Source organism: Bradyrhizobium sp. AUGA SZCCT0222 (assembly GCF_018130205.1).
Lineage (GTDB): Bacteria > Pseudomonadota > Alphaproteobacteria > Rhizobiales > Xanthobacteraceae > Bradyrhizobium.
The window spans coordinates 69,812-88,124 of the sequence record NZ_JAFCLX010000031.1; the positions used below are offsets into that span (position 1 = coordinate 69,812).

The 18,313-nt window shown below is 63.1% G+C and carries 17 protein-coding genes and 1 pseudogene; 10 read left to right on the top strand and 8 right to left on the bottom strand.

Annotated elements, in window-relative coordinates; all coding sequences use genetic code 11:
* Both JQ629_RS24640 and JQ629_RS24645 read right to left on the bottom strand, forming a co-directional pair.
* Window positions 1–1,284, bottom strand: a complete 1,284-nt coding sequence (locus JQ629_RS24640; protein WP_212414845.1) for a serine hydrolase domain-containing protein — start codon at window positions 1,282–1,284, stop codon at window positions 1–3.
* A 113-nt stretch (window positions 1,285–1,397) separates the two neighbouring features.
* On the bottom strand, window positions 1,398–2,360 hold the full coding sequence (locus tag JQ629_RS24645) for an alpha/beta hydrolase (RefSeq protein ID WP_212414846.1): 963 nt from the start codon (window positions 2,358–2,360) through the stop codon (window positions 1,398–1,400).
* Window positions 2,361–2,649: 289 nt separating this feature from the next.
* On the opposite strand from JQ629_RS24645, the gene JQ629_RS24650 reads away from it, so the two are divergent.
* Window positions 2,650–2,892 (top strand): hypothetical protein, encoded by a 243-nt coding sequence (locus tag JQ629_RS24650; protein ID WP_192739296.1) that lies wholly within the window; start codon window positions 2,650–2,652, stop codon window positions 2,890–2,892.
* A gap of 29 nt (window positions 2,893–2,921) precedes the next feature.
* Here JQ629_RS24650 and JQ629_RS24655 read toward each other — a convergent pair whose 3' ends face one another.
* Both JQ629_RS24655 and JQ629_RS24660 read right to left on the bottom strand, forming a co-directional pair.
* Window positions 2,922–4,670, bottom strand: coding sequence for a flavin-containing monooxygenase (locus JQ629_RS24655; protein ID WP_212414847.1), 1,749 nt, complete (start codon window positions 4,668–4,670; stop codon window positions 2,922–2,924).
* Between the two features lie 165 nt (window positions 4,671–4,835).
* Window positions 4,836–6,683, bottom strand: a complete 1,848-nt coding sequence (locus JQ629_RS24660; RefSeq protein ID WP_249135250.1) for a di-heme-cytochrome C peroxidase — start codon at window positions 6,681–6,683, stop codon at window positions 4,836–4,838.
* A gap of 255 nt (window positions 6,684–6,938) precedes the next feature.
* Here JQ629_RS24660 and JQ629_RS24665 point away from each other — a divergent pair.
* Window positions 6,939–7,624: pseudogene (locus JQ629_RS24665) on the top strand (alpha/beta hydrolase family protein).
* A gap of 37 nt (window positions 7,625–7,661) precedes the next feature.
* The gene (locus JQ629_RS24670) at window positions 7,662–8,390 is read left to right on the top strand and encodes an aspartate/glutamate racemase family protein (protein ID WP_212414848.1); all 729 of its coding nucleotides are present in this window, start codon (window positions 7,662–7,664) and stop codon (window positions 8,388–8,390) included.
* Window positions 8,391–8,407: 17 nt separating this feature from the next.
* On the opposite strand, the gene JQ629_RS24675 is transcribed toward JQ629_RS24670, so the two are convergent.
* Both JQ629_RS24675 and JQ629_RS24680 read right to left on the bottom strand, forming a co-directional pair.
* The gene (locus JQ629_RS24675; RefSeq protein ID WP_212414849.1) at window positions 8,408–9,190 is read right to left on the bottom strand and encodes an SDR family oxidoreductase; all 783 of its coding nucleotides are present in this window, start codon (window positions 9,188–9,190) and stop codon (window positions 8,408–8,410) included.
* A 43-nt stretch (window positions 9,191–9,233) separates the two neighbouring features.
* The gene (locus tag JQ629_RS24680; protein WP_212414850.1) at window positions 9,234–10,208 is read right to left on the bottom strand and encodes a ketopantoate reductase family protein; all 975 of its coding nucleotides are present in this window, start codon (window positions 10,206–10,208) and stop codon (window positions 9,234–9,236) included.
* A gap of 174 nt (window positions 10,209–10,382) precedes the next feature.
* On the opposite strand from JQ629_RS24680, the gene JQ629_RS24685 reads away from it, so the two are divergent.
* Window positions 10,383–11,180 carry an enoyl-CoA hydratase-related protein gene (locus JQ629_RS24685; protein WP_212414851.1) on the top strand — a complete coding sequence of 266 codons (798 nt, stop codon included), beginning with the start codon at window positions 10,383–10,385 and terminating at the stop codon, window positions 11,178–11,180.
* On the opposite strand, the gene JQ629_RS24690 is transcribed toward JQ629_RS24685, so the two are convergent.
* Window positions 11,181–11,546 (bottom strand): hypothetical protein, encoded by a 366-nt coding sequence (locus JQ629_RS24690; protein ID WP_249135251.1) that lies wholly within the window; start codon window positions 11,544–11,546, stop codon window positions 11,181–11,183.
* 35 nt (window positions 11,547–11,581) lie between these two features.
* Between JQ629_RS24690 and JQ629_RS24695 the strand changes: the two genes are divergently transcribed.
* From JQ629_RS24695 to JQ629_RS24710, 4 genes are all read left to right on the top strand, one after another.
* On the top strand, window positions 11,582–12,946 hold the full coding sequence (locus JQ629_RS24695; protein ID WP_212414852.1) for an FAD-dependent oxidoreductase: 1,365 nt from the start codon (window positions 11,582–11,584) through the stop codon (window positions 12,944–12,946).
* Between the two features lie 22 nt (window positions 12,947–12,968).
* Window positions 12,969–13,973: an ABC transporter substrate-binding protein gene (locus JQ629_RS24700; RefSeq protein ID WP_212414853.1), complete on the top strand. Its 1,005-nt coding sequence runs from the start codon at window positions 12,969–12,971 to the stop codon at window positions 13,971–13,973.
* A gap of 136 nt (window positions 13,974–14,109) precedes the next feature.
* Window positions 14,110–14,883: an ABC transporter ATP-binding protein gene (locus tag JQ629_RS24705; protein WP_212414854.1), complete on the top strand. Its 774-nt coding sequence runs from the start codon at window positions 14,110–14,112 to the stop codon at window positions 14,881–14,883.
* Window positions 14,876–15,697 carry an ABC transporter permease gene (locus JQ629_RS24710; RefSeq protein WP_212414855.1) on the top strand — a complete coding sequence of 274 codons (822 nt, stop codon included), beginning with the start codon at window positions 14,876–14,878 and terminating at the stop codon, window positions 15,695–15,697. The genes JQ629_RS24705 and JQ629_RS24710 overlap by 8 nt, the downstream gene beginning before the upstream one ends.
* Window positions 15,698–15,831: 134 nt before the next feature.
* Here the strand turns inward: JQ629_RS24710 and gtdA are convergent, their stop codons facing one another.
* Entirely contained in the window at window positions 15,832–16,872 is a 1,041-nt protein-coding gene (gene gtdA / locus JQ629_RS24715) for a gentisate 1,2-dioxygenase (RefSeq protein ID WP_212414856.1), read from the bottom strand.
* 125 nt (window positions 16,873–16,997) lie between these two features.
* Between gtdA and maiA the strand changes: the two genes are divergently transcribed.
* Complete coding sequence (maiA, locus tag JQ629_RS24720) at window positions 16,998–17,630, top strand: maleylacetoacetate isomerase (RefSeq protein WP_212414857.1); 633 nt, start codon at window positions 16,998–17,000, stop codon at window positions 17,628–17,630.
* Entirely contained in the window at window positions 17,620–18,129 is a 510-nt protein-coding gene (locus JQ629_RS24725; protein ID WP_212414858.1) for a MarR family winged helix-turn-helix transcriptional regulator, read from the top strand. The genes maiA and JQ629_RS24725 overlap by 11 nt, the downstream gene beginning before the upstream one ends.
* Window positions 18,130–18,313: the final 184 nt, after the last annotated feature.

An 18,313-nucleotide genomic window follows, 5' to 3' on the forward strand; every position in this document is an offset into this window, starting at 1 on the left:
CTATTTTTCGAAAGCGCCGTAGACGATATTTTTCAGAGCGATGCGGAGCCTTCCGCGGTGCACGACCGTCTGCGACATGAAGACGACGAACATGTTTTCCTTCGGATCGACCCAGAAGGTCGTGCCGCCGGCGCCTGACCAGCTCATCTCGCCGACCGATCCCTCGATCGGACTGACGCCGGCGTCGGTGCGAACGGCGAAGCCGAGGCCAAATCCGAAGCCGGGTCCCGGCGAATAGACGGGTCCCGGGGTCACGCCTGATCCCGGCCCGATATGGTTCGAGCCCATATAGGCGACAGTCTTCGGGCTGAGATATCGCTTGCCGTCGAGCGCGCCGCCATTGGCCAGCATCGCGGCGAAGCGCGAATAGTCGCCGATGGTGGACACCATGCCGCCGCCGCCGGACTCGTACTTTCGCGCGACGCGCGGGTCGCCCATTTCCGCACCGGGCCCGATCTTGCGGTCGCTCGGAAAGGGTTCGGCGATCAGGGATTGCTTGGCCGTATCGGTGACATAGAAGGTCGTATTGGTCATGCCGAGCGGATCGAGCAGTCGCTCCTTCATGAACTGAAAGAGCGATTTTCCGGAGACCACCTCAATGACGCGGCCGAGGATATCGGTCGATTGGCTGTATTCCCATGTCGAGCCGGGCTGATAGACCAGCGGCAATTTGGCCAGCCGTTCGGCAAACAGGGCGTTGTCAGGATCACCCTCGGACAGGTTTGCCTCGCGATAGAGCTTCTTGACGGCGCCATCGCCGAAGACGCCGTAGGTCAGGCCGGAGGTGTGGCGCATCAAATCCTGGATCGTCATCGGGCGCCTGGGTGCGACCAGATCGAGTCCGATCTTGCCGTCCTCGCCCTTCTTCTCGACGCCGACCTTCACGTCGGCGAAAGCCGGGATGTATTTGGACACGGGCTCGTCGAGTTGCAGCTTGCCCTCCTCGACCAGCATCATCGCCGCCACCGTCGTAATCGGCTTCGTCATCGAATAGATGCGGAAGATGGTGTCAGGCGTCATCGGCGCCTTGGTGCCGGGATCGCGAACGCCAAAACTGTTGAAATAGGCGGTCTTGCCATTGCGCTGGATCATCATGATCACGCCGGGAATCTTGTCCGTGGCAATTTCGTTCTTGAGATAGGCATCGATGCGCGCGAGTCCTGCGCTCGAAAAACCCGTCTCCTCAGGCTTGGCGGTGATGGGGCCTTCGGCGAATGCGCCGGAGATGGATGCGAGCAACAATGCGGCGGCGGCAACGCCGCGTAAGCGGATGGATGCGAGCATGTCTATCCTCCCTGGTCGGATCTTGACGTCCGAGCGACCCGGCCGCACCTGACGGTGGCCCGATGATGCGGGATAGTTGCCTAGCTCGATGGCGCTGACAAGGCCCGCTGTGTTTATGCGCCCTGCTCAAGCAGCGTCTTGAAATCGGCGCGGGCGCGTTGTGCTTCGCGCCTGGCTGCCTCGGAGGCTTCGCCGAGCCCGAAATAGCCGTGGATCAGGCCTGGGCCGTCATAGTATTTGGTGGCGACGCCGGCGGCGATGAGCGCATCCGCATAGGCCTTGCCCTCGTCGCGGAGCGGATCGAACCATGCCGTGGTGACGATCGCGGGCGCCAGCCCGACGAGACTTTTTGCGCGTAGTGGCGAGGCGCGCCAGTTGGCGCCGTCAGCGGCGTCGGCAAGATAATGGCCGCAGAACCATTCCATGACGGCGCGCGACAGGAAGTAGCCCTCGGCGTTTTCAGCGCGGGAGGGAAAGCGCGCGTTCTCTTTGGTATCGGCGAAATTGCCGAAAACATCGGTGACGGGATAGACCAGCAATTGCGCTGCGAGCTTGATACCGGCATCGCGGCACGCGATTGCGGTCACCGCCGCCAGATTGCCGCCGGCGCTGTCACCGGCGACGCCCACGCGCTTGATGTCGCCGCCGAACTCGGCGATGCGTTCGACGATGTCCTTGACGGCGGCGAATGCGTCCTCGAACGCGCCGGGAAAGCGCACCTCGGGCGGCCGCCGGTAGTCGACTGAAATGACGACGGCACCGGTCTCGATCGCAAGCAGCCGGGCTTGCCGGTCATGGGTTTCGAGATCGCCGGCGACCCAGCCGCCGCCATGGAAGAACACCACCGTCGGTGATTTGTCTTCCGTGTTGCGATAGACCCGCGCGGCTAGGAAACCGGCAGCACCCTTGACCTTGGTGTTTTCTGCGCTCGCGACCGGAGGCGGCGGCACCGCGGCACGGGCATCCGCCAGCGCGCGAAGCGCATCGCGCGCGCTCTGCGGCGTCATCGTCGTGGGGTCGCGCAGCGGCAACAGCGGAATGATCTGGGCGATGACGGGATCGAGCGGCGTAACCATGCAGAATGCCTCGCGTTGGACAGGCCGCACCTTAGGTCGCGCGCAAAGCTGCCGCAATTACGTTTGCCGCATGGCTCGAGGATGCCGCGCTGCCGTGCCCGCTCATTTTTGGCGACGCAACATCGAGCGGGAATGCCGCCGAGTTTGCTAAATTGCGAAGAATTCCATCAAGCAGAATTTGCGCGCGCCTTGATAGACTGGTTCCCCGTTTACGGCTGATTATCCATCAGGCCTGAGTGCGAGGAACGGCTGGCTTCGCCGTTCATTGCTCCTCTGAAGGAGACGCGCGATGAAGGAAGTTGCCGCGATAGACCGTGCGATCGACGAGTTGCTGGTGCAGCTCGGGCAAATGGTTCTGAGGCTCTCCAGCCCGCAGGTGACGAAACGGGCCGACGAGCGGCGCGCGTTGGTGCGTTCGGTCAATCAATACTCGGTGTGTGCCGCGCGTTCCGACGATCCGCGCGTGCACGAGCTCAAGGCCGAACTCGACGAGACGATCAAGCCGCGATTGCGGCTGGTGGTCTCCAGATAAGCACTTCAGAGCGCTCCAAAGTAAGCGCCTCAAACCATGGGTACGCGCCGGGCGGCGACCGCCGCGGGCGAAATGACGTCGATGTCGAGCGGGACGCGCCAGCGCTCGGTCAGCCGCACGCGCGGTGCTTCGTTACGCGGGTCGGCACCGTCGATCACAAAACCCTCAAAACCGTTGCTCATGACCTCGTTGCATTTCTGCACGTAGATCGGAAAGCCGCCGATATAGGGCATGAAGACGCGCGGCCGGCCGGGGATGTTGGCGCCGACATACCAGGAACTGCAGGTCGAGCGCAGCGAGATTTTTGACACTTCGTTGACGTGCTCGACCCATTCATCCTGATATTGCTCGATGGGCTCGATTGTATCAGCACCGATGTCGCGGATATGCGCCATGCAGTCGGCCATCCAGTCGACATGCTGTTCGATCGCCTGGATCATGCTCGCCAGCACCGACGGGCTGCCCGGCCCGGTGATGGTGAACAAATTGGGAAAGCCCACGGTTGCGACGCCGAGATAGGCGCGGGGGCCGGCGCGCCATTTCTCTGATAGCGTCTGCCCGTTGCGACCGGTGATGCGGATCTTGTCGAACGAGCCGGTCATCGCCGCAAAGCCGGTCGCGGAGACGATGGCGTCGAATTGATATTCTGACCCGTCGACCTCGATGCCTTTGTTCGTAAAGCGCTCGATCGGCGTTTTGGAGACGTCGACCAGTTTCACATGCGGCAAATTATAGGTTTCGAAATAGCCGGTATCGACGCACAAACGCTTACAGCCGAACACGTTCGAAGGGCACAGCAGCTCGGCGGTCGCGGGATCCTTGACGATGCCGCGGATCTTGTTGCGCGCGAATTCGGCGATGGTGTCGTTGGCTTCCTTCTCGAACAAGAGGTCGCCGAAGGCGCCGAGGAACGGTAGCCCGCCGCGCTCCCAGGCCTCTTCATATTGCCGCTCACGTTCCTCCGGTGAGGCCTCCAGCGCCGGCTTCATGTTGAAGGGGAAATAGAAGCCGGTCGGCCGCGCCCGCGCTTTCGCCCGAAGCGCCGGATAATCGGCCTTGATCGATTGTCGGTATTCAGGCGTCAGTTTCGCGTTCCAGGCCGGCACGGAGTAGGTCGCCGTGCGCTGGAATACGGTAAGGGCGGAGGCCTGCTGCGCGATGATCGGGATCGACTGGATCGCCGAAGAACCGGTGCCGATGATGCCGACGCGAAGCCCGGTGAAATCAACCCCTTCATGCGGCCATTCGCCGGTGTGATAGACTGGCCCCTTGAAATCCTCGCGTCCTTTGAAGGGCGGATGGTTTGCCGCCGACAGGCAGCCGATCGCCATGATGCAGAACTTGGCGAACACCTTGTCGCCGCGGTCGGTTTCGATGCGCCAGCCTTTTGCAATTTCGTCGAAGCTCGCATCCGTGACGCGGGTGTCGAACCGGATGTGTTGGCGCAGATCAAAGCGGTCGGCGACATGGTTGGCGTAGGCGAGGATTTCCGGCTGCGGCGCGTATTTCTCCGACCAGTCCCATTGCTGATCGAGTTCTTCGGAGAACGAGAACGAGTACTGCATGCTCTCGACGTCGCAGCGCGCGCCGGGATAGCGGTTCCAGTACCAGGTGCCGCCGACGCCGCCGCCGGCCTCAAAGACCCGCGCGGTGAAGCCAAGCCCGCGCAGGCGGTGCAGCATGTACATGCCTGCGAAGCCGGCGCCGACGATGACGGCGTCAAACACCGCATCAACCTCGGCCGGACGTTGTTGTTGACCTTGCTTGCCCGCAGCCATGCGCTTTTCCCGATGAAGACGAAAGCTGCGCCTACCTCAGACCAAAGCGCTGGAATCGTCAATCGCGCCACCGCATGGGCGGGTTGCGCACGGTCGCGGCCAGTTCGTTTCCGCAAGCGTGTTGCAGCGCGGCCGGAGTCGGTCCGGCCTGCGCGGCATCATGTCTCAGAGCGTCTTGAGGTACTCGATGATCGCCTTGCGCTCGTCGGGAGCCAGTTTCTTGCCGATCACGCCCTTGGTCTTCGGCGGCTTGTCGGCGAATTCGTGGCCCGTGTTCCAGTTTCCTCGGATCGAGGTGTCGAATTCGAAGCCGTTGGTGAGCTTGTCGTATTTGTAGCCGAGATTCACCGGGTCGTACTCGCGGTTGCCGAGATAGAATTTCTTCGGCCTTTCGTCGACCGGAGACAGCAGCGCGTAGACATTTGGAACCGAGCCGTTGTGGAGGTAGGGCGGGGTGGCCCAAACGCCGTTCAGCGGACGGACCTTGTAGACCAGCTCGCCCAGGATCTCATTGGGCATATTGCCGTTCATGGCGTTGCGCTGCTTTTCGTCCAGTTTCCGCTGGTCATAAATGACGTTGACGGTCTTCGCGACGAGGAGCCTGAGCGCGTCAGCGAAATCGCTCTTGTCGATGCCAAGATGCGGGGGAATGGCGACCTTCCGGGCGATCATATCCGCGGCCTGGGCGGGATCGGTGCCGATATGCTCGATCGGGATGTTTTCGATCTTGAGGACCGGCTGGCCGGCCTCGTTTTTGGTCCACCAATCCTTGTTGTTGAAATCGAAGAACGCCTTGGTCGAGACCGGCGGCCGGTGGCATTCCTGACAATGCACCTTGTAGAGTTCGCCGCCCTGGGTAGCGAGCTTTTCGTCGATCGCCGGCAGGATGTCGCTCGGCCACCGCGGTGACCTCAGGCCCGAGAAGCCTTTTTCCAGGCTCGGCGGATCGCCTGCGATCATTTGCTCCATTTCGTTGAGCCTGTCGATGTTGACGCTCGTTTTGAACAGGCCCTTCGACGGGTCGAGCAGATTGAGTTCCGCCGATACGCCCAGCGCTTCGCCGGCATTGCGCACCATCGGCTGCATGATGGAGCCGTTATACTGCACCCAATCGAACCACGGCGTGTTCCAGATCCGCGGGTAATGCACCGGCGCCGAGGAGCCCGCGTAATTTTCCGGCTTTTTCAGGTCGATTGAAAACACCTGATTGCCGATCCGGTTCAGCGCGTCCAGCCGGCCATAGCCTTCGAGGACGCTTTGGGAAGCGACGGCCTCCTCGAGATTCTTGACGGCCTTCATTTGCTTGAGGACCTGGTCGATCTGGTACTTCAGGATATCGCGATCCGCGACCGCCGAGTCCGGCCCCAGGATCCGTTCGGCGAACCGATCGAAGCGCGTGGGGATCAGCCGCGTGTAGAGCAGCGCTACGCCCATTCCCTGCTTCAGCTTGAACAGGTCGGTCAGCGCAGGTCCGCCGTCGACGATGACAGCGGTGTCCTTGTAGGTGAACCGTCCGGTATGGCAGGCCGCGCAGGTCAGGCCGACGCCGGTCATGTCCTGCTTGTTGCGCGGGTTGCGCCATGGCGCGCCCGACGGGTCGAGCATCGGGCCGCCCTGCGCAATGCCGATCGGCAGCGCGTTCTTGCCTGATATGATGGTGTCCGGAATGAAGCCGTAGCGATCGAGATAGGCCGGGTCGTTGAACGGGCCGGCGTCGGTGAAGACCAGCCACGGGATGACAGGCTGCTCCAGCGCCATGAACCATTCATAGGGCATGCCGAAGGTCCGCGTTCCCTGATCGGCGTGGTAGAACCAGCTGAGTCTTTCTTTGCTGATGCCCTGGTCGAGCCAGACGGTTTTCTTCGGCTGCGGGTACTCCGCGATCCTGACGTGAAGATTTTCCCAGAGCTTCGCGACGTCATCCTTGAAGGCGGCATAGGCGCCGCCGACGATCAATGCTGCGACAACAAGTTTCGCAATCGTCTTGCCCCGCATGATCAGCCCCTTGTTCAATTGCGCCGCCTGAGCGCGAAATATGCGTATCTCATTAAAAAATCGCCAAACACGTACTCAGCCTTGGCGTGCGATCAAATATTTCGCCATCTTATAGTAGCGTAACTCGGCTGTCCATAAAGCCGGTTTGGCGGGTCGTTCCATTTTGCGGGAGCGGAAGGGCGCCGTTTTCGAATCCGCCGGGTGGGTTCGCGCATTTGCACGCGCCGCCGCTGAATGTAGAATCAAGCGATAGCATACCCCGGGATCGCCGATTTGAAAGCCGCCACAGCGCAACCGCTCAAAATCGAAATCACCTCTGCGGACCCGGTGTCCGCATTGCTGATCCATCCGCCGCGGGCGCGCGCGTGTTACGTGTTCGCGCATGGGGCAGGCGCCGGCATGGCCCATGCCTCGATGGAGACGATTGCGACAGGTCTTGCCGACCGCGACATCGCGACGCTGCGCTATCAGTTTCCCTACATGGAAAAGGGCAGCAAGCGGCCGGATGCGCCTGTTGTGGCGCACGCCGCCGTTCGGCCGCGGTGGCGGAAGCGGCGCGAAATTGCCCCGGGCTGCCGCTGATCGCGGGCGGAAAATCGTTCGGCGGGCGCATGACTTCGCAGGCGCAGGCGATCGATGCCTTGCCGGGCGTTCGCGGGCTCGCCTTCTTTGCCTTTCCGCTGCATCCGGCGGGGAAACCTTCCAGCGATCGTGCCAGGCATCTCGCTGAAGTCGATATCCCCATGCTTTTCATGCAGGGGACGCGCGACGCGCTGGCCGAATTGAGCCTGCTCGAACCCGTGGTCAAGAAGCTGGGCAAGCTGGCGACGCTGCATCTGGTTGATGAAGCCGACCATTCCTTCCACGTGTTGAAGAGTTCAGGCCGCAACGACCGCGAAGTGATGACCGAGGTGCTGGATGTGTTCGCGGCGTGGGCCGGCAAGATCGGCGCAGGATAGCGTTGGCGAAGCGCGCAGCGGATGCTAATCAGGCCCAATGGCCAAGATCCTCATCGTCAATCCGAACACCACCGCGTCAATGACGAAAACCATCGGCGAGGCTGCGCGCGCGGTCGCGGCATCAGGCACCGAGATCGTCGACGTGACGTCGGCGATGGGACCGGTCTCGATCGAGGGATTTTATGACGAGGCCTTCGCCGTTCCCGGCTTGATCCAGGCGCTGTTGAATGCAAGGGATGCCGATGCCGGCATCATCGCCTGCTTCGACGACACCGGCCTCGATGCGGCGCGATCGGTCGCACCGTTTCCGGTGGTCGGGATTTGCGAGGCCGCGCTGCTGACGGCGGGGCAACTGGCAAAACGCATCGGAATCGTGACCACGCTGCCGCGTTCGATCGTGCCGCTGGAAGAACTGGTGCGGCGTTACGGCTTTGCGGAACGCGCGCAGGTCACCGCCTGCAATGTCGCGGTGCTCGATCTCGAGAAGCCCGGCTCCGGCGCGGAAGAGAAGCTCGGCGCCGAGATTGCGCGGGCGCTGGACAAGGGCGCGGAAGCCATTGTGCTCGGTTGCGCCGGGATGGCTGATCTCGCCGCAAAACTTTCGCAAAAATTCGGTGTTCCCGTCGTCGACGGCGTCGCGGCCGCGGTGAAACAGGCCGAAGCGCTGGTCGGCCTGAAGCTCACCACGTCGCGCCGCGGTTCCTACGCGCTGCCGGGCGCAAAGGACTACACCGGCCTGCTGGCACCGTTTGCGCCCAAAAGTTGAGAAGAATTGAGAAGGCTTCAAGCTGATTGCGGCGGGCCGTAGATCTTGTCGCGCAGCCGCCGCATGCCGGCCAGCCAGCGTTCGCGGCTGGAAGCCTTGCGCAGCATGTATTCGGCGACCTGAGGGTGCGACAGAATCAAAAACCGTTCGGCTTCCATCGCCTCGATCACCATGCGGGCGACTTCGGGCGCCTGCAGCACGCCATCGACCCGCGCGGCGCTCGGGCCGGGTGTCGTCATGCCTGTTTGTACCGACTGCGGGCAAAGCACCGACACGCAGATGCCGCGGTCACCATATTGAATGGCGAGATGTTCGGCGAGCGCCACGGCGGCATTCTTGGTGACGCCGTAGGGCATCGAGTTCAGCGACGCCAACAGCCCCGCGGCGGATGCGGTGTTGAGCAGATAGCCTGATCCCCGCGCCAGCATGCCCGGCACCAGCACGCGTGCCGCGAACACGTGGCTCATGACATGGACCCGCCAGCTGACGTCCCAGTCCGCGTCGGACGCGCCTTCCTGTCCCTTGCGCGACAGGCCGGCGTTGGAAAAGAACACGTCGACCGGGCCATATTTGTCCTCGGCGGCCGCGATCAGCGCCTTGACGTCTTCTTCAAGCCCGACGTCGGCGGTGACAGCCAATCCGTCGATGTCGCCGGCGACATTCGCCAGCCGGTCGCGCGAGGTTTTCAGGTCGGCGACCACGACGCCGCGTGCGCCGGCCTCGGCATAAGCACGCGCGATCGCCTCGCCAATGCCGCTTGCGGCGCCGGTAACGACACAGACCTTGCCTTTGACGTTCATGCTGCAGCTTCCCTCTTTGTTCGGCGTGTGCCGCGCGTAGTGTTCAAGTCCGGTAAAGCCCCTTGTCGCGCGCCTGGCGAATTGCGAGCCCCGCCATCAAATCGAGCATCGGCGTCGAAAGCCCGGCCGCCCGCGCGAATGCGGCGGGTGCGCGGACCAGCACGTCGATCTCCATGGCGCGGCCGAGCTCAAAGTCCTGCAGGATCGACGGCTTGTGGGCGGGCGCGGGGCCGGAGCGCGTGACGCGCTTGACCTCGGGGTAACAGCTCTGGGCAATGCTGTTGGCTTCATCCAGCAAACGCGGGATCACCTCGGCGAGCGCCGGCTCGTCCCTGACGCCGCGGGCGGTCTGGCCGGTGAGCAGACACAGCACCGACATCGACATGTTGGTCAGGAGCTTGGACCAGATCGCTTCCCTGATCTCGGCGACATCCGGCGATTCGATAGAAGCTTCATTGAGCGCTGTGCGCAGCCGCGCGATCCGCTCGCTGTGGCGGTCGTCGCATTCGCCGATCAGGAGCCGGTTCCGATCAGGCGAGAGATTCGCGACCACACCAGGCGCGATGATCTCATTGGATGAATAGATCACGCCGCCGATAATCCGCGCCTTCGGGATTGCGGCGCGCAGCCGCCCGCCCGGATCGAGGAAGCCAAGATCGGGCGTCGGCGGATGTTTTGCGGGAAGCCCGATATCGTACCACCAGGGAATTCCGTTCTGGGCCAAGACCACGGCGGTATCGTCGCGCAACAGCGGTTGCAGACCGGCGGCGAGCGCGCTTACGCCCGTCGCCTTCAGCGTGCTGATCACGACATCCTGCGGGCCGAGATCAGCGGGGTTGTCGGAGGCGCTCACTTTGGCTTTGAACTCGGCTTCCCCGGCACGCAGCGTCAGGCCGTTGGCCTTCACGGCTTCGAGGTGCGGGCCGCGCATCACACAGGAAACGTCGTGTCCGGCCAGCGCCAGCCGCACCGCGAAATGGCTGCCGACGGCGCCCGCACCGAAAACGCATATCCGCATCGAATGGATGTCCTGCTGAGGGGAACCGTCAGGCGCCAGTTTCCACAAGCTTGCACCGCAGCGCAACCGCCGATGCCGTTTGCATCGCAGGCATCACGGAAAGGGATAGATCAATTGCCGGTGTGGCGGCATATTGCCTGACGAAACAACTGCAACCAAAAAAAAGGACCGTCAATGTCTGCCAATCCGGTTTTGTGGGATCTCGATCAACGCGGCGTCGCGACGGTCACGCTGAATCGCCCGGAAGTGAACAACGCCTACGATGCCGGGCTCATCAACGGCGTGCTGGCGGCGATGGATGAACTCGGCAAGAAGTCTCACCTGCGCGTCGTGGTGCTGAAGGGAAACGGCAAGCATTTCCAGGCCGGCGCTGACCTGAAATGGATCAATGGCGTGCGGCCGAAATCGCCTGAAGAGAACGAGGTGGTGTCGCGGGCCACATTCGAGGCGGTGCAGCGGCTCAATACGCTGCCGATCCCGACGGTGGCGCTGGTCCAGGGCGGCTGCTTCGGCGGCGGCACGGGCGTGATTTCGGCTTGCGACGTGGTGATTGCCGCCGACAACGCGCTGTTCTCGATCACGGAAGTCCGCTGGGGCCTGACGGCAGCGATCATCATTCCGCAGCTTTGCGATTCCATCGGTGTCCGTCAGGTGCGCCGCTACGCGCTGACCGGCGAGCGCTTCGGCGCCGAAGATGCGCGCCGCATTGGCCTGGTGCACGAGGTGGTGCCGCTGGCGGAGCTGGAAACCGCTGGCGCAAAGGTCGTGGAGCAATTGCTGGCCAACGGCCCCGAGGCGCTGGCCGAAACCAAGGCGCTGGCGCTGGAGAGTTCATTCGGCGGTATGAGTGTTGATGACGACGCCTATGCGCGGCTGGTCAAAATGCATTCGGACCGGCGGCGGACATCGGAGGCGTCCGAGGGGCTGGCCTCGTTCGCCGAAAAGCGCGCGGCGAATTGGGGTAGCAAATAGTCAGCAGCCGCGGCAGATGCTGCGCAGTGTGGCTCTAAGCGCTGCATCGTCTGCACTCATTTGTTCCGGCGATGATGACGTCATCGCGGCGTCGCGAGCAACGGCTTGCTTGCGTTTTTCGGCTAGCGCGGCCTCCTGGCGTTGATAGCAGGCTTCGCGCTCGGTCTTGACCGGAACGAAGCGGCAATTCTGTTCCACTTCCGCCTGCACGGTGGAGATGACGAACAGGAGGCCAAGCACAAGCGGCGCGAGTAATCTCAAAACGGTCAATCCTTTCGTCGCCACCTTCTCAATTTTGTACCGTCGGAGCAATATCTTCCGTCTTGATTTCAACCGTTCGACACATAGCCAAAATGCCCTCGCCAAGGCATGATGCCTTGGCCTCATCCGGGAACCCTGAATTGCCTTCCAAAACCATCGAAGAACCTGCACGCCAAATTCCGCTCTATGGCGAATATGATGTCGCTGTGCTTGGTGGCGGTCCCGCCGGCATTGCGGCTGCGGTCGCGGCCGCCCGCGCGGGGCGGCGAACGCTGCTGATCGAACGCTATGGCTTCCTCGGCGGCATGGGCACGGCGGCGGGGGTCACGAATTTCTGCGGACTGCACGCCAATGTTCATGGCGAGATGCACCGGGTGGTGCAGGGGATTGCGACCGAATTGCTGGATCGAATCGACCGGCTCGGCGGGCTCAACGCGCCGCATTTGATCCTGGGCAAGATCTTCGCACAGGCCTATGACACCGCGGCCTACAAGATCGCGGCCGACGATCTGCTCGCCGCGCACAAGGTCGACATTCTCTTTCACGCGCTCGGCGCCGGCGTGGTGATGCATGACGACAGGCGCATCGACGCGCTGATGGTCGAGACCAAGGCAGGCCGGCAGGCGGTGCGCGCGGGAATCTACATCGATTGCTCCGGCGACGGCGATCTCGCGGCCTGGGCCGGCGCGCCGTTCGAGGTCGGCGATAACGCCGGCAGCATGTTGTACCCATCGATGATGTTCCGTCTCAACGGCATCGACCCCGAAAGAGCCGGCGACGCCTGGCGCACGATCCCGGCGCTGATGGAAAAGGCCGAGGCCGCAGGTACGCACAAGTTTCCGCGCAAGGCCGCGATCGTGCGACCGCAGCGCCACGCCGTCGAATGGCGGGTGAATTTTACCCAGCTCGCGCGCGAGGATGGCACGGCGGTGAATGGCCTCGAGCCTGACGATATGACCCGCGGCGAAATCGAGGGCCGCCGCCAGGCGGTGCAGGCATTCGAGTTCCTGCGCACCGTGCCCGGTTTCGAAAAATCCTACATCGTCGATCTGCCGCCGCAGCTCGGCATCCGCGAGACCCGCCGCGTCGTCGGCGGCTACATGCTGTCAGGCGAGGACGTGCTCGACTGCGCCTCGTTCGAGGATTCCATCGGTGTCAATGGCTGGCCGATGGAGTCCCATGTCGCGGGCGATGTGGTCTTCAAGTTCCCGCCGATCCCGGAATCGCGCGGCTTCAACGAGCTGCCGTATCGGATGCTGGTGCCGGAGGGTATCGACAACCTGCTGATGGCCGGGCGCTGCGCCTCGATGACCCATGACGGCCAGTCGGCGGCACGGGTTTCCGGCGCCTGCTTTGCGATGGGCGAGGCGGTTGGGATCGCGGCCGATCTCGCGCTATCAGGCAACACGATTCCACACGACATTGCCGTTGAAAAGTTGCAACAAGCATTGCAACAACAGGGCGCTTTTATTGGCCGCGGCCAGAACGTGCCCGAAGGGCTGTAAGAGAAGTTACGGAGGAAACGGAATGACGGGATTTGCACGGCTTGCTGTGGCTGCCCTGCTGGCGATCGCGGCAAGCGGCATCGCGCGGGCCGATGATGCGCTGAAGGCCAAGATCGGCGTGCTCAGGCTGTCTTCGTCGGCGCCGGTGTTCATCGCGCAGGACAAGGGCTATTTTCGCGAGGCCGGCCTCGACATCGAACTGAAATTCTTCGACGCGGCACAGCCGATCGCGGTGGCGACCACGTCGGGCGACGTCGATTTCGGCGTCACCGCGGTCACCGCAGGGCTCTATAATCTCGCCGGCAAGGGCACGCTGAAAGTGATCGGCGGCATGAGCCGCGAGAAGGCCGGCTATCCCCTGATCGGCTACTTCGCCAGCAACAACGCCTATGCCGCCGGGCTGAAGACACCGAAGGATCTTGCGGGAAAGCGCATCGCGGTAACCCAGGTCGGTTCCAGCTTCCATTATTCGTTGGGCCTGCTCGCCGACAAATACGGCTTCAAGCTCGCGGACATCAAGGTGCTGCCGCTGCAGTCGCTGTCGAATGCCGCCGCCGCGTTGAAGGGCGAGACTGTCGATGCGGCATTGCTGCCGGTGTCCACCGCGCGCACGCTGATGGATTCCGATGGCGCCAAATTGCTCGGCTGGGTCGGCGATGAAACGCCGTGGCAGCTCGGTGCTGTGTTCGCTTCCCCGAAGACACTGACCAATACTGCGCTGGTGACGAAATTGCTGGGCGCCCTGGTCCGCGCCGACCGCGAATATCATGACGTGATCCTGGCCTCCGTGAAGGACGGCAAGGCCGCGATCAACGACAAGACAAAACCGCTGCTGGAGATCATCGCCAAGTACACCAATCTGCCGGTCGAGCAGGTGGTCGGCAATTGCGCCTATATCGATCCCAACGGCAAACTCGACGTCAAGAACGTCGCCAACCAGATCAGCTGGCTGCAGGAACAAGGTTTCGTCGACAAGGGATTTGGCGTGGATGCGATCATCGCCAAGGAATATGTGAAGGCGGATTGACGGGCACGGTGCCTGAATGCGTCATTGCGAGCGCAGCGAAGCAATCCATTGCGCGGCATAACGGATAGATGGATTGCTTCGTCGCTTGGCTCCTCGCAATGACGGTGGATGGAATGACGGATCGGAAACCTGCCAAATGGACCTGATCGCCGACCATATCAGCCACCGCTTCGGTACGCTGGACGTGCTCGATCAGGTCTCGTTCACCGTGCGCGCGGGCGAGGTGGTGGCGATCGTCGGGCCCTCCGGTTGCGGCAAGAGTACGCTGCTGTCGATATTGGGCGGCCTGTTGCGGCCGAGCGAGGGCCGGGCCGAACTGCGCGGCGCGCCGCCGGCGGGCAGCCTCAACCCGCTGACCTTCGTGTTCCAGGATTTTGCGCTGCTGCCGTGGTGTACCGTGGAAGCGAATGTGGAATTTCCGCTGGTGCATACGGCGCTCGGGATAAGCGAGCGCCGCGCCGTGGTCGACGACGCGCTGCGCCGCACGGGGCTCACCGATTTTCGCGGCGCCTACCCGAAGCAATTGTCCGGCGGCATGCGCCAGCGTGTCGGCATTGCGCGGGCGCTCGCGGTGCGGCCGGCGATTCTGCTGATGGATGAGCCACTGTCGGCGCTGGATTCGCAGACCCGCGAATTGCTGATGGAGGATTTTATCCGTTTGCTCGCCGACGGTTCGATGGGCACGGTCTATGTTACGCATAATCTGGAAGAAGCGGTGCGGCTCGCCGACCGCATCGTGGTGCTGTCGCGCCGTCCCGGCCGCGTCCGCGAGGTCGTGACCATCCCGATGACGCGCGACGAGCGCGGCGGCATCAATGCCCGCGGAAAACTGCTCTCGATACAAAATGATCTGTGGTCACTGATCCGTGAGGAGGCGATCGGCGCCGAGCGCGAGGTCCAGCATGCTTGACCGCGCGCCGCAGGGGACGCAGGACGAGACCATGACGCGGCCGGTGGCGTTTCGCGGCGCGGGCTTTACGCCGGGCGCCGGCCGCTATTCCGGTTGGATTGCGCTGGTGCTGGTGATCGCGCTCTGGCAACTCGCGGGCAGCTCCGGCTGGGTCAATGCGCTGTTCCTGCCACCGCCCTCGGCGATCGTTGCGGCGATCTACAAGCTCGCGCTCTCGGGGGCGCTCTGGCAGCATCTGTCGTGGTCGGTGATGCGGATCGGATCGGGCTGGATCCTCGGCACCATCGCCGGCGTCATCGTCGGCTTCGGGATCGGGCTGTCGACGCTGGCGCGCGGCGTCGGCATCACCTTCATCTCGGCGCTGTTTCCGATTCCGAAGATCGCGTTGCTGCCGCTGCTGATCCTGTGGCTCGGGATTGGCGAGGAGCCGAAGATCGCGACCATCGCGCTCGGCGTGTTCTTCTCCACCGCGATTTCGGTCTATAGCGGCGTCGATGCGGTGCCGCGCAATCTGATCCGGATGGCGCAGAGTTTTAATGTGCCGTTCCACCTGATCGTGCGCCGCGTGATCTGGCCGGGCGCGCTGCCCTCGATCCTCGCCGGCTTTCGTATCACGGCGTCGGTCGCGCTGCTGCTGGTGGTGAGCGCCGAGATGATCGGCGCCCAATACGGCATCGGCGCCTTCGTGCTGCAGGCCGGCAATCTGATGCAAACCGATCAGCTGCTGGCCGGCGTTGTGATCTTGTCGGTGTTCGGGCTGGTGGTGGGGAAGGGGATCAATCTGCTGGAGGCAAGGCTGCTGCACTGGCGGTAGGAGTCGTCCCGGCCTTGAGCCGGGACCCATACCGCGTGATCTCTCGATGAGTCGAGGTAGCCAACGCCTTCCGCCAAATGAAGGCCGGTGGCTATGGGTCCCGGCTCAAGGCCGGGACGACAGCGGTGGTCCCCTCACGCATTCCCGCGGTCTTCGCGGAAAAGATCCAGCTTCTGCTGCACCGGACGGTCGGAGAAGCTGAACAGAACCGAATCGACATCGGCCTCGTGGGTAACCCATTGCCAGCTCGGCACCACGAACAGGTCGCGTGCGCCCCACTCAAACGTCTGCTCGCCGACCCGCGTTCGGCCCTTGCCCTCGATCGCCGCGAACACGGTCGCGTCGGTGGAGCGATAGCGCGCCGTTTTAAAACCCTTCGGCAGCATCTGGATGAAGGTGCCGATGGTCGGCATCGCGAATTCGCCGGTTTCGGGGTTGGAGAATTTCAGCTTCAGCCCGTGGCAGGCGTCCCATTCGTTGCGGATCTTGGCCTGCTCCAGCGCCTCGCGGGTGTAGCTGTAGGGATAGTTGAAGATCGGTGAGGTCTTCGACTTTCGCTTCTCGTCGACGGGGAGGAGGTTGCGCCCGTAGCGGGCAAAGCTGTCACCGGAGGGGCGGGTGATCTTCTGCTGGTCCTCGTTCGAGCCTTCGGCAAAGGACGCATCGAAGAACTGCACCATCGGAATGTCGAGTCCGTCGAGCCAGAACATCGGCTCGGAGGTTTCGTTGGAATGATCATGCCAGGTCATCGACGGCGTGATGACGAAATCGCCGGGCTCCATCAGCGTCTTCTCGCCGTCGACCGCGGTTGCCGCGCCCTTGCCTTCGAGCACGAAACGAAGCGCCGACTGGCTGTGCCGGTGCGCCGGTGCGACGTCGCCGGGGACCACCATCTGCACGCCGGCAAACAGCGAGGTCGTGATCTTCGACTGGCCGCGCAGGCCCGGATTTTCCAAGACCAGCACCCGCCGCTCAGCTTCCTTGGCGGTGATCAGCTTGCCGGCCTCGGTCATGTAGTCGCGGATCTGGTCGAACTTCCACAGATGCGGCCGGCAGGCGCTGCGCGGCTCCGGCGTGATCAAATCGCCCATCACGTTCCAGAGTGCGGAGAGATTCTCGCCATCGATCTTCTTGTAGAACGCCTCGCGTTCCGGGGTCTTCTGCACGGCTTCCATGGATAGCCTCCCGTTAGTCTTGTTCGTCCGGTTCTTGTCATCTCGCTTGATTGACAGCATACTTACAATATGGATAGCGTCAATGCGGCCTTCGGGCCCACATGACAAAATGACGGGAGGTTCCGATGAAGCTGCATGGCTACTTCCGCAGCAGCGCGTCCTACCGGGTCAGGATCGCGCTCAATCTCAAGGGCCTGAGCACTGAGCACCTGCCGCATCACCTTCGCAACGGCGAACAACGCGCGCCCAGCTATCTCGCGATCAATCCGCAAGGACTGGTCCCGACCCTGGAAGATGACGCCGGCACCGTGCTGACCCAGTCGCTCGCCATCATCGAATGGCTCGACGAGACCCATCCCACGCCACCGCTGCTGCCAAAGGATCCGCTCCGCCGCGCCAAGGTGCGTGCCTTTGCACAGGCGCTGGCCTGCGACACCCACCCGGTTCAAAACCTCAAAGTGCTGGCCCGGCTGCGCCAGCTTGGCTTGCCTGAGGAAAAAGTGACGGAGTGGGCGGCCTGGGCCAACCGCGAGGGGCTTTCGGCCTGCGAAACGCTGATAGCGGGCGAGCCCGGGCCGTTCTGCTTTGGATCTGCGCCGACGCTCGCCGATCTCTGCCTGGTGCCGCAGCTTGCCAATGCGCGGCGCTTCGGCGTCGATGTCGCGGCCTATCCGCGCCTGCTCCAGGCCGAAGCCGCGGCAAAGGAAATCAAGGCGTTCGCCGACGCCGCACCGGACAAGCAGCCCGATGCCGAGTAAGCCCACGCCCATCACCATGGACGCCGTCTATGCGGCGCCCGGTTATCTGTTCCGGCGCATGCAGCAGATCGCGGTCGCGATCTTTGTCGAGGAATGCAAAGCCTTCGACCTGACGCCGGTGCAATATGCCGCGCTGGTTTCGATCCACACCCATCCCGGCATCGACGCGACGCGGCTCTCGGCGGTGATCGCGTTCGACCGCTCGACGCTCGGCAACGTGATCGAGCGGCTGGAATCCAAGGCCCTGGTCGAGCGCAAGCCCGCGCGAGAAGACAAGAGGGTAAAACTGCTTTATCTGACCAGGGCGGGCGCGGCCACGCTGCGCGAGATCATGCCTTCGGTCGAGCGGGCGCAGGCGCGGATGCTGCAGCCGCTGAAGGCCGCCGACCGCAAGGTGTTGCTGACGCTGATGACACAGCTCGTCGATCTCAACAACGAGGCCTCGCGGGTGCCGCTGCGCGCCGAGGACGCGCTCGAGCATTTGGGGAAGTCGGGTTGAGGGAGCGGAAACTATTTTTTGTCGTCCCGGCCTTGAGCCGGGACCCATAGCCACCGGCGGCAATTGTATTACGAGCCGGTCGTTATCTTCCCTTTCTTATCACACCCGCCGCGGCGTATGGGTCGTAAGTCTCGGTGCCTCGATTAAGATGGGGCGATCGAGGCGGGCGTTGCGGGGTTTATGG

Excerpts from the sequence above, each read along its gene's own strand:
- JQ629_RS24640 (WP_212414845.1), bottom strand. The coding sequence starts at position 1,284 with ATGCTCGCATCCATCCGCTTACGCGGCGTTGCCGCCGCCGCATTGTTG.
- JQ629_RS24645 (WP_212414846.1), bottom strand. The coding sequence starts at position 2,360 with ATGGTTACGCCGCTCGATCCCGTCATCGCCCAGATCATTCCGCTGTTG.
- JQ629_RS24650 (WP_192739296.1), top strand. The coding sequence starts at position 2,650 with ATGAAGGAAGTTGCCGCGATAGACCGTGCGATCGACGAGTTGCTGGTG.
- JQ629_RS24655 (WP_212414847.1), bottom strand. The coding sequence starts at position 4,670 with ATGGCTGCGGGCAAGCAAGGTCAACAACAACGTCCGGCCGAGGTTGAT.
- JQ629_RS24670 (WP_212414848.1), top strand. The coding sequence starts at position 7,662 with ATGGCCAAGATCCTCATCGTCAATCCGAACACCACCGCGTCAATGACG.
- JQ629_RS24675 (WP_212414849.1), bottom strand. The coding sequence starts at position 9,190 with ATGAACGTCAAAGGCAAGGTCTGTGTCGTTACCGGCGCCGCAAGCGGC.
- JQ629_RS24680 (WP_212414850.1), bottom strand. The coding sequence starts at position 10,208 with ATGCGGATATGCGTTTTCGGTGCGGGCGCCGTCGGCAGCCATTTCGCG.
- JQ629_RS24685 (WP_212414851.1), top strand. The coding sequence starts at position 10,383 with ATGTCTGCCAATCCGGTTTTGTGGGATCTCGATCAACGCGGCGTCGCG.
- JQ629_RS24700 (WP_212414853.1), top strand. The coding sequence starts at position 12,969 with ATGACGGGATTTGCACGGCTTGCTGTGGCTGCCCTGCTGGCGATCGCG.
- JQ629_RS24705 (WP_212414854.1), top strand. The coding sequence starts at position 14,110 with ATGGACCTGATCGCCGACCATATCAGCCACCGCTTCGGTACGCTGGAC.
- JQ629_RS24710 (WP_212414855.1), top strand. The coding sequence starts at position 14,876 with ATGCTTGACCGCGCGCCGCAGGGGACGCAGGACGAGACCATGACGCGG.
- gtdA (WP_212414856.1), bottom strand. The coding sequence starts at position 16,872 with ATGGAAGCCGTGCAGAAGACCCCGGAACGCGAGGCGTTCTACAAGAAG.
- maiA (WP_212414857.1), top strand. The coding sequence starts at position 16,998 with ATGAAGCTGCATGGCTACTTCCGCAGCAGCGCGTCCTACCGGGTCAGG.
- JQ629_RS24725 (WP_212414858.1), top strand. The coding sequence starts at position 17,620 with ATGCCGAGTAAGCCCACGCCCATCACCATGGACGCCGTCTATGCGGCG.